This is a genomic window from Pseudomonas sp. JUb42, assembly GCF_024807945.1.
GTDB lineage: Bacteria > Pseudomonadota > Gammaproteobacteria > Pseudomonadales > Pseudomonadaceae > Aquipseudomonas.
In genome coordinates this window covers 151,103-166,442 of record NZ_JANUFD010000015.1, presented here as the reverse complement: position 1 = coordinate 166,442, position 15,340 = coordinate 151,103, and the positions used below count along the sequence as shown (strand labels likewise).

Annotated in this window: 13 protein-coding genes; 6 read left to right on the top strand and 7 right to left on the bottom strand. The window is 59.6% G+C overall.

From position 1 onward, the window contains the following. Positions 1 to 130 precede the first annotated feature (130 nt). Both M2401_RS26470 and M2401_RS26465 read left to right on the top strand, forming a co-directional pair. Entirely contained in the window at positions 131 to 580 is a 450-nt protein-coding gene (locus M2401_RS26470) for a potassium channel family protein (RefSeq protein ID WP_259107930.1), read from the top strand. Between the two features lie 171 nt (positions 581 to 751). Next, a complete protein-coding gene (locus tag M2401_RS26465; RefSeq protein ID WP_259107928.1) occupies positions 752 to 1,510 on the top strand; it encodes a helix-turn-helix domain-containing protein in 759 nt (252 codons plus the stop codon). Between the two features lie 5 nt (positions 1,511 to 1,515). Here the strand turns inward: M2401_RS26465 and M2401_RS26460 are convergent, their stop codons facing one another. Further along, positions 1,516 to 2,589 (bottom strand): NAD(P)-dependent alcohol dehydrogenase, encoded by a 1,074-nt coding sequence (locus M2401_RS26460; protein WP_259107926.1) that lies wholly within the window; start codon positions 2,587 to 2,589, stop codon positions 1,516 to 1,518. 251 nt (positions 2,590 to 2,840) lie between these two features. Here M2401_RS26460 and M2401_RS26455 point away from each other — a divergent pair, with 251 nt between their 5' ends. Then, entirely contained in the window at positions 2,841 to 3,764 is a 924-nt protein-coding gene (locus tag M2401_RS26455) for a universal stress protein (protein WP_259107924.1), read from the top strand. Between the two features lie 32 nt (positions 3,765 to 3,796). Here M2401_RS26455 and M2401_RS26450 read toward each other — a convergent pair whose 3' ends face one another. Then, complete coding sequence (locus M2401_RS26450; RefSeq protein WP_259107905.1) at positions 3,797 to 6,595, bottom strand: HAD-IC family P-type ATPase; 2,799 nt, start codon at positions 6,593 to 6,595, stop codon at positions 3,797 to 3,799. Positions 6,596 to 6,663: 68 nt separating this feature from the next. Between M2401_RS26450 and M2401_RS26445 the strand changes: the two genes are divergently transcribed. From M2401_RS26445 to M2401_RS26435, 3 genes are all read left to right on the top strand, one after another. Continuing rightward, positions 6,664 to 6,933, top strand: coding sequence for a hypothetical protein (locus tag M2401_RS26445; RefSeq protein ID WP_259107903.1), 270 nt, complete (start codon positions 6,664 to 6,666; stop codon positions 6,931 to 6,933). A gap of 63 nt (positions 6,934 to 6,996) precedes the next feature. Then, positions 6,997 to 8,679, top strand: coding sequence for an HAD-IIB family hydrolase (locus M2401_RS26440; protein WP_259107901.1), 1,683 nt, complete (start codon positions 6,997 to 6,999; stop codon positions 8,677 to 8,679). A gap of 157 nt (positions 8,680 to 8,836) precedes the next feature. Then, entirely contained in the window at positions 8,837 to 9,727 is an 891-nt protein-coding gene (locus M2401_RS26435) for a bestrophin family protein (protein WP_259107898.1), read from the top strand. 35 nt (positions 9,728 to 9,762) lie between these two features. Here the strand turns inward: M2401_RS26435 and M2401_RS26430 are convergent, their stop codons facing one another. The 5 genes from M2401_RS26430 to M2401_RS26410 form a co-directional block, all read right to left on the bottom strand. Then, entirely contained in the window at positions 9,763 to 9,990 is a 228-nt protein-coding gene (locus tag M2401_RS26430) for a DUF6124 family protein (protein WP_259107896.1), read from the bottom strand. 467 nt (positions 9,991 to 10,457) lie between these two features. Then, positions 10,458 to 12,041, bottom strand: coding sequence for a GMC family oxidoreductase (locus M2401_RS26425; protein WP_259107893.1), 1,584 nt, complete (start codon positions 12,039 to 12,041; stop codon positions 10,458 to 10,460). 37 nt (positions 12,042 to 12,078) lie between these two features. Next, positions 12,079 to 12,963 (bottom strand): sugar phosphate isomerase/epimerase, encoded by an 885-nt coding sequence (locus M2401_RS26420; protein ID WP_259107891.1) that lies wholly within the window; start codon positions 12,961 to 12,963, stop codon positions 12,079 to 12,081. Positions 12,964 to 12,978: 15 nt separating this feature from the next. Next, positions 12,979 to 13,989, bottom strand: a complete 1,011-nt coding sequence (locus M2401_RS26415) for a glycoside hydrolase family 3 N-terminal domain-containing protein (protein WP_259107889.1) — start codon at positions 13,987 to 13,989, stop codon at positions 12,979 to 12,981. 37 nt (positions 13,990 to 14,026) lie between these two features. Continuing rightward, positions 14,027 to 15,196 (bottom strand): Gfo/Idh/MocA family protein, encoded by a 1,170-nt coding sequence (locus M2401_RS26410; RefSeq protein WP_259107887.1) that lies wholly within the window; start codon positions 15,194 to 15,196, stop codon positions 14,027 to 14,029. Positions 15,197 to 15,340: the final 144 nt, after the last annotated feature.

Below are 15,340 nucleotides of genomic sequence, written 5' to 3'. Positions count from 1 at the left end.
ATCCCGGCAGCCGGATCTGATCTAAATCAGAAAACTGCGTCTGCTCAGTCTGACCTGTCATTATTCTGGTCATAATCAGGCGTCGTGCGGTATGACGCCACGCCAATCACCACCGAGCTGAGACGTTTCCATGGTCCTTGTTACTCTGATCAATACGCTGATCATCATCACCGTTGTGATCATCCACTATGAATGCCTGATGCGCCTGAATCTGCTCCTGCCCAGGCTCAAGATCTGGCATCGCTTCAGAATTGTCTTCGGTGTACTGGGCGCACTGGCGGCCCATGCCGTTGAAGTCTGGGTATTTGCACTGGGTTACTACTTGATGACCCGGACCGTGACGCTGGGCAGCCTGACCGGCAACTTTGACGGCAGCTTCATGGATTCGGTGTATTTCTCCTTCACCACCTACACCACCATCGGCTTCGGCGACATCTCGCCCATCGGCCCACTCAAATACCTGACCGGGCTCGAAGCCCTGACGGGCCTGGTGTTAATTACCTGGACAGCGTCTTTTCTATTTCTTGAGATGCAGAAATATTGGAGCATCCAGGACACACCCACCCTGCCCAGCCCATGACCAACCGGCATCGTCCCGACCTGAACGGCTTGCGCCCAGAGCCGCGCAAGGCAGCCTGAAAGCCAGGGGCCAGGGCTGGACGCGGCCGTCCATCCGGCAACCAACGCAGAATGACCTTGAGGGCGTATCGTCATCGCCGGTAGTACCTGCAACTGCCCGAAGGCTTTCGCCATGGCCCACTGTCCATCGCTACGCAGCGAGAGCTGTGTCAACTGTCGAGTGCGAGAGCTTTGTCTGCCGGGAGGTGTCGACTCCGCAGACGCACAACGTCTGGCTAACCTGATCCCGCAGCGTATGAAGATCAGAAAAGGCGCCGCCCTGTTTCATCCCGCAGATCCATTGCGCTTTATCTACGTCGTGCATCATGGTTTCTTCAAGACATCTTTCTTGTCCGCGGACGGACGCGAGCAACTGACAGGCTTTCAGATGTCCGCAGACCTGCTAGGCATCGACGCCATCAGCAGCGGGCGCTACACCTGCGATGCCATTGCCCTTGAGGACAGCGAAGTCTGCCCGATCCATTTCAGCCAGCTAGAGGTTCTCTCGCGAGAACTGCCCTCGCTGCACCACAAACTGAACCGGATCCTGAGCCAGGAAGTGGTGCGAAACCAGCAATTGCTGATGTGGATGGGCAACCTCAACGCAGAAGAACGCCTGGGGGCATTTCTGCTTGATCTATCCGCCCGAATGCAAGAGCGCGGCTACTCACCCCATGCGTTCTTGCTACGCATGACCCGCGAAGACATTGCCGCCCACCTGGGGCTGCGCCTCGAAACTGTGTGCCGTGCTATCGCGTACCTGCGAGGCAAGGGCCTCGTGCGAATATCCGGCCGCGCCGTCGAGATCGTCAGCCATGAACGCCTCAAGGCTCTGGGGACCAGTGGCAGCACACCGCGCAAACTGCGTTTGGCACCGGTGAACGCCGGTTAAGAGGCTCAAGGCGTAATCGCAACCTTCATCACGCCGTCTCGCTGATGAGCGAAAAGGTCATACGCCGCCTCGATATCGTCAAGCCTGAAACGGTGGGTCACCAATGCTGAAAGATCGACGGCACCGCCTCCCACGACAGCCATTAACCGCCGCATCCGCTCCTTGCCACCGGGGCACAGCGTCGTAACGATGCTGACGTCGCCCAGTCCCGCAGCGAAAGCCTGCAAGGGAATGTGCAGGTCCGTGGAATACACGCCAAGGCTGGACAATAGACCGCCAGGTCGCAGAACCCGCAGCGCGGATTCAAACGTGGCCTGGGTACCCAGCGCTTCGATGGCGACATCGACGCCGCGCCCGTCGGTCAACGCCATGATCTGCTCTACCACATCGCCGTTCTTGAAATCGACGACATGGGTTGCGCCAAGGCGCCGGGCGACGGTCATGCGGCTCGCCACCGTATCCACGCCAATGATGCACGATGCTCCTTTGAGACGCGCACCAGCCACCGCGCACAAGCCGATAGGGCCGAGGGCAAATACCGCCACCGTATCACCGATCTGCACGCCGCCTCGTTCGGCGCCGGAAAATCCGGTGGACATGATGTCAGGGCACATCAGCACTTGCTCGTCGCTGAGGCCGGCAGGGATCGGGCACAGATTGACCATTGCATCAGGCACTCTGACGAACTCGGCCTGGCAGCCATCGATGGTATTGCCGAACTTCCAGCCGCCTATGGCACGAAAGCCATGGGCAGTGTCCGGGCTATCCTGGGACGCGCAACCGCACAGGCAGGCATAACTATGGCCGCTGGGGGTAATGGCGCCGGCAATCACCCGCTGCCCCTCAAAGAACCCCCGGACCTGCGACCCGAGCCGCTCGATCACACCCACCGGCTCATGACCTATGGTCAGCCCCCTGGCGACCGGGTATTCGCCGCGCAATATATGCACGTCTGTACCGCAGATAGTGGTCGTGGTGATGCGCACCAAAGCGTCCTGCGGACCGATTTCCGGAATGGGCTTGTCTTCCAGAACGATGCGATTTTTTTCAACGAAAATTGCCGCGTTCATGCTGGCCATGATGATCCTCAAGAGGTCCGCCGGAACATTCCGATCAGCCTTTAGCCTGAACGGGGCCGACCTGAACCGCTTGATCCTTATCAAAGATTTGCGCATTGGCCGGCTCAACCGCCACCGCATGTCGGAATACTCATCAGCCGTGACCATGATCTGATTCAAGTCAAGTCTGCGACGGGCAAAGGCCGCAGCATCAGCCTTCACGGCAAGTCATAACGGCAAAGGCAATGTGATACCAACAGGGGATTCCTGTCATGTATGAGCAACCCCGCTTCATGCTGATCGCCTCATCGCAATTACAAACCAGCGCGATATTGGACAGAGCGGCTGCACTGGCTACAGCTCATGACGCCGCGCTGCATATCGTTGCGTTCGATTACCTCGAAGGTCTGGCGACGGCCGATCTGGTCAGCGAACAGGTCCGGGAGGTGATGCGCGCTAATTACCTCGAGCGACATCGTGACTGGCTTGAACAGCATGCCAGCCTGTTGCGCGAACAGGGCCTGAGCGTGACCACTGAAGTGATCTGGGTCGACAACCCTCTGGATGAGATCCTGATCCACCTCCAAGAACAGCCGATGACCGCGCTAATCAAGCCGATCGAATACCAGTCGCAACTATCGCGACTGTTCTTTACCCCTCTGGATATCCAGCTGCTGCGCAAATGCCCGACTCCCTTGCATTTCGTCAGCGACGTAAAGCATGCCCTGCCCCGCCGGATACTTGCGGCTGTCGACCCCTTCCACCGCGATGGTCGGTATCAGGATTTCAATGATCGGATCCTGCACGAGGCGGTCAAGCTGGCAACCGCCTGCGACGCCACGATCCATGTGCTTTACGCCCATGATCTTTCCTCGATCAGCGCGCAAGAGTTCGGTTTTGACAATGGCTCACCGTTCTTTTCCTCCAAGGGCGCCAGGTCCCTGTTCGACGCGCAGTGTGATGCCTTCACTGAACTGGCCGAGCGCAATCGCATCCCACCGGAACAACGCCACATGATCCTGGGCGCCCCCACTAGCGTGTTATGCAGCTATGCGTCGGCCTATGACATCGACGTGATCGTCATGGGCCGTATCGGGCACGGTGATCAGGGCCATCTGATCGGCAATACGGTCGAGAGTCTGTTGCACAAAATGCCTTGCAGCCTCTGGGTACTGGCACCGCAACCGATGGACTGAGTGTCGCGCGACGGGTTGACCATCGGCCCGCATCATGGCTGCCTGCCCTTGAGGCGCCAGCCTGGTCTGCGTGCTCCGCTGTAAATCAGCTTGGTCAACTCGACAACCGCAACAGGCACTACCGAACAACCAATTATCACTGCCCAGTCCTCGACTTGCAGGGCCGTCGTCCCCAGCACCACACGCAGTGCTGGCACATTCACGGTCAGCAGTTGCAGCCCCAGGCACACCGCCATTGCGCTCCATAGCCATTTGTTGGTGAAGAAGCCCCGTGTCAATGCCGAGCGGCGCCTGGAGCGCACGTTCAACGCATGGAGAATCTGCACCAGTGCGAGGGTCATGAACGCCATCGTGGCCGCGTGTTCGACGTGCTCCGGGTACCAGCGCAGACCGATGTAAAACGCCACCAGCGTAGTAATCGCAAGTAATAAGCCCTGCCACGCAATAACCAGCATCAACATCGGTGTGAGGAGTGCCGAGTCCGGCGATCGAGGACGGCGCTTCATGATTCCGGGGGCCTGAGGCTCCAGCGCCAGGCCCAAGGCAGGGAAGATATCAGTGACCATGTTCAGCCAGAGGATCTGCAGTGGCGCCAATGGCAGCGGCCAGCCAAACATGATTGCCAAAAATACCGTCAGCAGCTCAGCAAAATTGCACGACAGCAAATAGTGAACAAAATGGATGATGTTGGCGTAAAGCACTCTCCCCTGCTCCACGGCACGCACGATGCTGACAAAGTTATCGTCCGTTATGACCATATCGGCGCTCTGCCTGGCAACGTCAGTGCCGCTCCTGCCCATGGCAATTCCGATATCGGCCTGCCTCAGCGCTGGAGCGTCGTTGACCCCGTCGCCGGTCATGGCGACGACATGCCCTGATTGCTGCAAGCCTTTGACGATTTCGAGTTTGTGCCTGGGTTCTGCACGGGCAAATACAGCGGTGCGGGCCAGAAGCGTGTTGAAACGCTGCGGGTCCGGCTGCGCCAGTGCCTGCGCATGGACCGTTTCCAGCACAGAGCCGTCGGCGGCGCGATCAATTCCCAGCCGACTGGCGATGCCCCGTGCTGTTGCCACCTGATCACCGGTAATCATGATCGTCGCGATGCCCGCTTCACGACAACGAGTGATCGCCGACTGCGCTTCGCTGCGCAGTGGATCGATCATGCCGACCAACCCGGCAAACGCCCAGTGCTCGGCCCCATCGCCATGCGGCTCCTGCGGGCTGCTCTCGCGACAAGAGAACCCGAGGACTCGCAATGAATCGTTCGCCAGACGCGTATTGGCATCCTGCCACCACTGCCTGCGCTCGACAGTCAAGGGTATAGCACCGCCCGGCGCGGCCTCGAAATCGCAAAGTTCCAGAATCCGTAACGGAGCACCTTTGGCGAAGCCGATGGGTGGCAGGCCTTGCAGACAATGTTCCGTCATCATCCATTTCTTTTCGGTTGAAAACGGGATTTCGCCGACTCGCGGATACAGGGCGTGGAGAGCCGGGAGGTCAATGTCGGCTTTTTCCGCCAACACGATCAATGCCGCCTCGGTGGGATCGCCCATAACCACGTCATTCCCGGTGCTATGCCTGACACTTGCGTCGTTACATAAAACGCCAACGCGCAAGAGATTGATCACCAACTCATCCTTATGCACATCCACGAAAACTGCAGACTCGGAAAAGTCGCCTTGCACCTTATAGCCATTGCCGGTGACGCTCAGGGTTCGATCGCCAACAATCAGCCTTTCAACCGTCATCTCGTTGCGAGTCAGCGTACCGGTCTTGTCAGTGCAAATAACCGTAGCGGCACCCAGGGTTTCCACTGCCGCCAGGTTGCGGATCAACGCCCCCTTCCTGGCCATGCGCTGCATACCGATGGCCAGCGTCATGGTGGATACAGCCAGCAAGCCTTCTGGAACAGCTGCAATCGCGAGAGACAAGGCGATCTGTAACATCTGCATGAAGGGCATTGCCCGGAGCGTTCCAGCGACAACCATCACGGCACACAACACCACGACGATACCCGCCAGGCTGACACCCAGGCGTTGCAGGCGCCTTTCCAGAGGACTGCTGCGCTTGCTGGCTTCGTCGATCAACCCACCGATTTTGCCGAGTTCGGTCCGGGCGCCGGTTGCCGTCACCAGCATCCGACCATGACCGCTGTTGATAAACGTCCCCATGAATCCCATGTTGACCAAGTCACTCAGGGAAGGCATGGGCTCGGCCAGTACAATCGCTGCCTTTTCGACGCAGATGGATTCTCCGGTCAACGCAGATTCATCTATCTGCAAACCCTGACTCGCAAGGATACGGCCGTCAGCCGGTATACGATCACCCGCTTCGAGTAATACCAAATCCCCAGGCACCAGATCGACGGTGGAAATTCGTTGCTGTGCGCCATCACGAATAACCCGGCACTGGTGAATATCCTGGGCCTGAAGATTGATGAGCGTTCGTTGAGCCCGCCATTCAGTGAAAAAGCCAATGGCGGCATTGATCAACACCACGACCAGAATCATCAGGGCTTCCAGGACGCCATCCATGTAATAAGCCAATACCGTGGCAACCAACAGCAGACCGACAATGAGGCTCTTTAACTGATCCAGCGCAATCTTGAGCGCTGGTCGACCCGGGTGGCGCCTGAGTTGGTTTGTGCCGTAGAGTTTCTGGCGTTGCTCCGGCTCACCGCCTGCAAGCCCCAGGCTGAGGTCGGACTTCAACACAAGAGCTACCTTTTCGATCGACAAAACAGACCAGTTTTGCAGTGTGGGATCCTCTGGCGAATTGCCTCGGCTCGTAGCACTTGGGGTGTCAATCGTTGGCGTTAACCGGATGACCATGAGCACAGGCCCTTGAGCAGATCAGGCTGCTCGCCAGGAGGGGGGGGACAATGAAGAGGGGTGTATCAATGGACAACAGGGCAAAACGCCGCTTGGCGGGTCCTGGTCCTTTGCATCAATCAGTTGCCATGATCGCCCGGTATGTCAGCGGCTGCCTGACTTACATCAACACATCACTCAAAGCCCTGCGCAGCGGGCGACGGATGAGCAAACAGCAAGAGCATCAAGCCGCTGATTTCTGGATCTCTGACAAAGCTCAACGTTTTCTGGCTAAAACCCATATTCAATGGCCCGTCCCCCAACGCATCATTACCCGCAGGTGGGTGGCGGATGGATGACATAGCAGACAGCCAGTTTCCTGCACAACAGCAGGACTCAATCGAGTCTGTAATGGAGCGAGCATGCACTTCCTGGCCCTGGCAGTGGACTACGACGGAACCATTGCTGAGAACGGCAGCGTTGCGCCGCACGTTCAGGCATCACTCATGGTGCTGAAGGCAAGCGGTCGCAAACTGCTGCTGGTGACAGGCCGGGAATTGCAGGCGCTTAAACATAACTTTCCGCAACTCGATCTGTTCGATCTGGTGATCGCCGAAAATGGCGCGCTCCTGTATGACCCGCTGGAGGATGTCGAAGAGCTGATTGCCGAGGCTGCCTCGATCGACCTGGTCAGCCGTCTGCGCGACAAAGGAGTCTCGCCTCTCTCGGTCGGTCGATCTGTCGTCGCGACCTGGCACCCCTTTGAAGAAGCCGTGGTCAGCACTATCCGGGAACTGGGCCTGGAACTGCAGATAACGTTCAACAAGGACGCGATCATGGTCTTGCCACCCAGCGTCAACAAGGCATCCGGCCTCAGTGCCGGCTTGCGCAAGCTGGGGATCAGCGAACTGAATGTGGTGGGCGTGGGTGATGCAGAAAACGACCACTCTTTTCTGTCGATCTGTGGCTGCTGCGCCGCAGTCAGCAACGCAATCGAGTCCATCAAGGCCAGTGCCGACCTGCTCCTGAGCCTTGATCATGGCCGCGGCGTCTGCGAGCTGGTGGACCTGCTGCTGGAGAAGGACGCAGGGCTGGTTCCCGTCGAGCGTATCGGCATGTGCCTCGGCCAGACCGTCGAGGCACGCAAGATGTGGCTGCCCCCGGAGTCGGTGTTGCTGGTGGTGGGCAACTCGGGAGCAGGGAAATCCAGCTACGTCACCTGGCTGACGGAGCGTATGGTCGAAGCGCGCCAGGGGTTTTGTGTCATTGATCCCGAGGGAGACTATCTGACCCTGGAAGACGCAGTGACCATAGGCGGGCTCACCGTCCCCCCTACGACGCAAGAGTCAGTACAACTTCTGTTACAGGCGCAGCTCAATGTCGTCGTCAGCTCTCTTGCACTGGATCCTCCAGCGCGGGTGCGGCTGTTTGGTGACCTGTTGCCGTTTATCCAGAGGCTTCGCCACGCTTCGGGACGTCCCTACTGGCTGGTGGTGGACGAAGCCCACTATATGCTGCCCCACTGTGCGACCTGGCCTCCGGGTTTTCTCGCAGACATCGGCGCCATCATCGTTGCCTTGGACTTTGACCAGGTATGCCCGGCATTGCTGGAGGGCGTGGATGTGCTGGTAACCCTCGGCAGTACGGCCAGAGAGTTGGTCGAGCGGTTTGCCCGAGACAGACGGCGCGAATGTCCCGACTTTCCCGGCCGCCTGCCTGGCAGCGAATATGCCTGCCTGTGGAACGTGCGGGATAACGAAGACGTTGTACTACTTGAGCAGGTACAACCCCATCAGCAACACCACCGGCACAGCGGCAAATACGTCTCGGGTGATGTGGGCGTTTGGCACGCCTTTTATTTCCCTGCTCATGGCCAACGCGCCTGCAACCTCACAGAGTTTGTTTCCTCGGCAGCCCGGCTGGACGACCAAGCCCTGAGCGCGCACATGAACGCCGGAGATTTTTCCAACTGGTTCCGCCAGGTGATTCGGGATGATGTGCTCGCCAACAAGACCCGTCTTGTTGAGGCCAATAAAACGCTGCTCGCGCATAACGCCCTGGAGCACATCGTGCGCCTGGTGCAATCGCGCTATCATCTTCAATGAACCGCGCTTTGCGGCATCAACCGTGTAACTGAACAAACACCCTGTTACAACTGATAACAGCTCGGCAATCCTCGATTGCAGTTCACGGCGAACCTTTAGCCGACCAACGGCGTCCGATCCAGAGCATCTGTGTTTTTGCTCATCGTGAGGTTTCCGTTTGAAAGCTGCCATCGTCAAGAAGTACCGTCTGATCATCAAGACCATGGGTTACGTTGGCTGGGCGCTGTTCTGGCTGTTGCTCTGGGATATCGCCGTCACCGTCGATTTCATGTTGGTGCTCAATACCAAGATCAATCTGCCGCTGATGCCTCTGACCCTGCTCGGTTCGGCACTGGTGGTGCTGATCAGTTTCCGCAACAGCAGCGCCTACAACCGCTGGTGGGAGGCGCGCACTCTGTGGGGGGCGATGGTCAATAATTCGCGCAGCTTTGCCCGCCAGGTGCTGACTCTGCTGGATGATCACGGCGCTGAAGTGAACCCGGTGAAGTCCACTTTGCTACGCCGCCATGTCGCCTATATCAATTGCCTGGCGGCCCACCTCAAGGGTCAGCCTTGCCCGACGGAAATTCAGGCCTTCATTCCCGCCGACGAGTTCGCCCGCAACGGTACAACCAATAATTTCGCCAACGACATTCTCAACGGTTCGGCCGCCCTGCTGGCCCAGCAGTACAAGGCCGGTAGCCTGGACAGCATTCGCCTGGCGCGACTGGAATCGACCATGGTCGAGCTGTCCAACGCTCAGGGCGGCATGGAGCGGATCGCCAATACACCGCTGCCCTACCCCTACGTGTATTTTCCGCGCCTGTTCATTTCGCTGTTCTGCCTGATCGTACCGGTGGGCCTGGTGGAATCCCTGGGCTGGTTCACCCCCCTGGCCTCCACCGTGGTCGGCTTCATGCTGCTGGCCATCGAACGCATCGGCACTGACCTGCAAAGCCCGTTTCACTCCAGCGAGCACCAGATCCAGATGGAAACCATCTGCGAGACCATCGAGAAGAACCTGCAATCGATGCAGCGCGATGCGTTGGGGGGTGGGCGGATGGGGTGATGATCTCACCCGCAATGAAGAGCGTTTTGTGTGCCCTACGCGGGACTTTGCGCCCGTGTCGCCAATGCCTCGATCACCCGCCGCACCACATTGAGCTGCTGAATCGCCGAGCGCGCCAGGGGGCGGTATTCGAGGGTGGAGTTTTCAGCGGTTTCGTAGACGATGGCGGCGACGCCGTCGAGGTACTCGGAGGCGAAGATCAGGGCGTCTTCGGTTTTGATATCCGGGTTCAGGGTGAACAGGTCGTTAATTGAATGATTCATGGCTATTCCTCGTAGAGTGAAGCCACCTGTTACGCGACTAAACGATCGGGTGGCGGCTGTGCACGGGTTAGTCGACCGGTCCGAGGCATCCGGCGCACCCGAAGGTGCCCCGTACACAGCCACCATAAAACACCACTGCGGCATCAGGGACACCGGTGACTAATGGCGACAACTTGCCAACGAAATCGGGCGACTAAACCCTGTCGCTGAGTTCAACGACAGGCGGCAAATTAGTCGCCTGCGAAGGCATCTACAAGCGCTGACAGAGCATATCGGGAAACTTCAGAATCGTCCTACAGCCCTCGATATTCGGGGCTTACAAGTGTTGCGGGTTATGTCGCAGTCCCAACTTGTGGGAGCCGGCTTGCTGGCGATGAAGGCAGGTCGTTCACTGATGATGTTTTGAGCGCTACGCACTCGATCGCCACCAAGGCGGCTCCCACGACCGGCAAATCAGCTCTAACAATTCAAGAGCGCCGAATCATATCCGCCGCCTTCTCGCCGATCATAATGCACACCGAGTTCGGGTTGCCGGAGATCAGCGTCGGCATCACCGAGGCATCGGCCACGCGCAGGCCCTGGATGCCGTGAACCTTGAGGTCCGGCCCGACCACCGCCCGTTCATCCACACCCATGCGGCAGGTGCCGGCAGGATGCAGCGCGGCATGGGCCTGTTCGTGGCAGAACTTCTTCATGGCTTCTCGGGAGCGGACGCTGCCATCCGGGACATGGCGCCGGGCGATAAAGGGCTTGAACGCCGCCTGGGACATGATTTCTTCACCGATCAGGCAGCCGTCGACCAGGCTTTCGATATCGTAGGGGTCAGAGAAATAGTTGGGCACGATGCGCGGCGGTGCCATCGGGTCGGACGAGTACAGCTCGACGTAGCCTCGGGATTTCGGCCGGACCTGCCCCAGGTTAAGGGTGCAGCCGTTGCCGCCAGGCACGCTGTCAACGCCCTCCTCGATGCCCGCGCCGACCACCATGAAATACTGGATATCCGGGTTTACCGAGTCCTTGTCGCCCCACCAGAACGCGCCACCTTCGATCAGGTTGGAGGCCGCCGGCCCCTGGCGGAACAGTGCGTACTGCAAACCGGCGACGGCCTTCCAGTGCAGCTTCTTGTATTTGTCGTAACTGTGTGGACCGGTCAACTCGTAGACCAGTGATATCTCGATATGGTCCTGCAGGTTCTGGCCCACGCCCGGCAGATCCTGAATCACTTCGATACCGTGTTTTTGCAACTGCGCCGCCGGACCTATGCCGGACAGCATCAGCAAACGTGGCGAGTTGATCGCCCCGGCGCAGAGAATCACTTCCTTGTTGGCGTGCATCACCTGATGCTTACCGTCCTGCACATACTCCACCCCCACCGCCTTGCTGCCCTGCATGAGGATGCGCAGCACCTTGCACGAGGTCTTGACGCTCAGGTTCTTGCGCGCCCGGGCCGGCGCCAGATAGGCCACGGCGGCACTGCTGCGCCTGCCGTTTTTGGCGGTGATCTGGTAAAGCCCGCAGCCCTGGGGCGTACCGGAGTTGAAGTCTTCGTTATAGGGCAGGCCGTACTGCTGGCAGGCTTGCAGCCAGGTGTTGGTCAAGGGATGAACGTTGATCGGGTCCGAGACGCCCAGCGGCCCACCAACGCCATGGGCGTCGTTACAGAAGCGCTGGTTGTCCTCGGCTTTTTTGAAGTAGGGCAGCACATCCCGGTATGACCAGCCCGCCGCGCCCTGTTCGGCCCAGCCATCATAGTCAGCAGGCACCCCACGGATATAAATCATCGCATTGACCGAGCTACCGCCGCCAAGCACGCTGGCCTGGACCATGGTCGGGGTTTCGCTGCGGTGCTGCTCGTCGGTGGGTTCCCATTCATAGCGCTTGAGCAACGGCCCCTGGGCAGTCTTGTAATAGGCGCCGGGAATGTGGATGTAAGGGCTCAGGTCGCGCGGCCCTTCTTCGAACAGGACCACGGAGGCTGCCGCGTCTTCGCTCAATCTCGCGGCCACTGTGCAGCCCGTCGAGCCCCCGCCGATGACGATGAAATCTACCATTGCGATCACAACCTTTTTTAAAGTAATTACCCGCGCCTTAGCGCCCGACCAGCTCGCTCATCAGCGCTTTAAGCTGCGTCGCGACCTCGTAGCTGTTGGCCTGTTGTTGCTTCTTGCAGAACAGCTCGCAGCTCCACCAGCCGTGGTAACCCGTCGCCTTCACCGCATCGGTCCACTCCCGCAGGTTCAGCACGCCTTGCCCGGTGGGGATATCGCGCAACACCTCTTCATTGGGAATACCACCGGCGAACGGCAGCGAATCGCAAATATGCACGCCGTAGATACTGTCCTTGTGCAAGCGCGCGACTTCTTCCGGCGTGACCCCGCAGGTGAAGTAGTGCCAGTAATCGACCACCAGCTTGATGTTGCTGCGCCCGGCGCGGTCGATCAGTTGCAGCTGTTGATCGAGGCGGCCCAGGGGCGTCCACGACAGCGCTTCGAGATACAGCAGCACACCGTATTGCCGGGCCAGGTCGGCCAGTGCAGCGAGGTTCTTCGCGGTCACTGCATACAGCTCGGCCTCGTCGCGTCCCAGCAAGCCGCTGTAGTACTGGCTACTGCCGCGTTGTTGATAGTCGATGACGGCCTGCACATTGATCGGCCCGGTCAAAACCTGAACGCCCTTCGCCCCGGCCAGATTGGCCAGTTGGAACAGCCGCTCGGCTTCCTTGAACAGCTCATCGCGCTCAGCCCCCTGGCGCTCGATATCACGCAGATAGCCGATGCCGGTGACCTCGACGTCCTTGAGCAAGGTCTTCAGTTCATCCTCCGAATAACCGGCCTGCAGGTAGGCTTCCAGCTTGCCACCGTACATCTCCACGGCGTCGAAACCCACCGTGCGGGCAATGTCGAGATCCATGGCCAGGGTCGAATGTTTGGCGACGGTGGAATGCAGGGCCAGGGTGTTTTTTACCGATTGCATAGGACCTCCCGAACCTTAGGCCGTCGCCAGGGCGGCGTTGCGGACCTGTTGTGCGGCAGCCAGCAGGACCTCGGCCTTGAGCACGCCCGCTTCAACTGCTGCGACAATCGCTTCGGCGACCTCGTCCAGCCCAGCCTCGCTGGACAACAGCAACAGATGCGCACCGGCTACCAGGGACGCTACCGCCGTTGCCGCCACCGAATTGCCACGGCTGATGGACACCGCATCCAGGTCGTCAGAAATGATCAAACCGCCAAACCCGAGGGTATCGCGCAGCAGGGCCAATACCGCCGGGGACGTGGACGCCGAGTGTTGCGGGTCAATGGCGGTCACCACTGCAGGGCCAGGCATGATCGCCCTGACCCCGGCAGCGATGGTCTTGCGGAACACCTCGATGCCTTCTTCAAGCAACTCAAGGGGGCCGGGCACTTCGGCTTCGGCAATGGCCGGATCCCGCTCGGTGATGCAGTGGCCGGGGAAATGCTTGGCGGTAGCGATCACGCCGCCACGCTGTACGCCGTTGATAAAGGCACAGGAAATCCTCGCTACTTCGGCAGCGTCCGTGCCCAGGTTGCGCCCTTCAAGCCAGGGGTTCGCGCCGGTGACCACGTCGACGATGGGGGCAAGGAACAGATTCACGCCCAAGGCACGGGCAGCCGTTGCCACTTCGAACGAGCGCTGTTCGATTTGCGCCGAACTCAAGCCATGCAGCTCATCCTTATTTGGCAGCGCTGGCACCAGTTCATGCAGACGCTGGATGCCGCCCAGTTCCTGATCCACGGCGACGATGATCGGCACACCGGCCAGTTCGGTGGCGGTACGGGTGATAGCAGCAAAGTGCTCGGCGGTCTCATGACGGCGGCGTTCGATACTCATGCTCCTGGCCAGATACTCGTCACGAGTTTCGCCAAGCAGGATGGACACACCGCCACGCCGCAGAAAGCGGCTGACCGCATCATCCAGCTCAAGGCCGCCGAACGCTGGGAAGAGCACGGCATAAGCCGCTTTTAACAGATCACTGGACATACATACCCTTGAGCAAGTGAGAGGTTGTTGAGGCAAATCATTCATCGGGAAACGCCACCCAGGCACGGGCCCGGCTGGACTCGACACAAGCCTGGGACAGCAGCACCCCACGCACGCCCTGTTGAATATCCGGCAGCGGCATCGTCGTTGCGCCGCGCCAGTGCGCCCCGGCTTCCAGGGCATCGGCAAAATCCGCGTAGAGCACGGCCAGGGCTTCGATATAACCCTCGCTATTGCCGGCCGGGAGGCTGCTGAAGGTCAGGGTCGAGGCGGCGTTATCGCTCTGACCGCGGCGATAAATACGGTCGGCGGCATCGACCGGGGTAAACAGCAAGGTTTCCGGGGATTCCTGCCGCCATTCAAGGGACGCCTTGCTGCCGACGATCTTGAAGCGCAGGCCGTTGCGATGCCCCGGCGCGGCGAAGCTGGCCCAGAGCAAGCCGTCCACGCCACCGTCGAACTCCAGTTGTGCCACGCAGGTATCGTCCAGGCCCCAGCCGGGTACGACGGTGGTCAGCTTGGCGTTGAGGCCTGTACATTTCAGCCCGCTGAGGAACTCCAGCATGTTGAACGCATGGGTGCCGACATCGCCCAGTGCCCCGGTGCTGCCCGCCTTCGCCGGGTCACCGCGCCAGGCCAGGCTGTCCGGCAGGTCGGCAACGCCGTTGGCCAGCCATTCCAGCAAATACTCAACGTACATGAAGCGGACCTCACCCAGTTCACCGGCGAGGATCCGTGTCCTGGCGTCCCGCACCATGGGGTAACCCTGATAGGTGTAGGTCACGGCGAAAAAGGTCCCGCGCCGGGCCGCCAGTTCAGCCAGCAGGCGCGCTTGTGCCGGGTCATTGACCAACGGCTTGTCGCAGATCACCGCGATGCCGGCTTCGAGAAACAGGCGACACGGCTCGAAATGCAGATGGTTGGGCGTGACAATTACCACGACTTCAACCGGGTCGGCGCGTGTTGATTCCTGCTCGGCCATTTCGGCGAACGACGAATAAATACGCTCGGCGCTCAGGGAAAACGCCTCACCGGCTTCTCGAGACCTGGCAGGATCGGAAGAAAAAGCCCCGGCCACCAGCTCGAATCGATTGGCCAGACGCATGGCGGCGCGGTGGAAGCTGGCAAAGTACGCGCCCCTGCCACCGCCGACCATGGCGGCTTTAAGCTTGCGCCGCGCGGGTATATCCCCCGTCAGTCTTGCCATATCTGCGCATCCTCTTCCCGGGTAACTTTCTCGCTATAAAGCCGATATGTAACGCTGCAGGCTTATTAATGTGTCTGGAGTATCCGCCGAGGCACAAGCCGCCTCAATTTCGCATGTGCCGCTCTAACCGACGCAGACTGACGC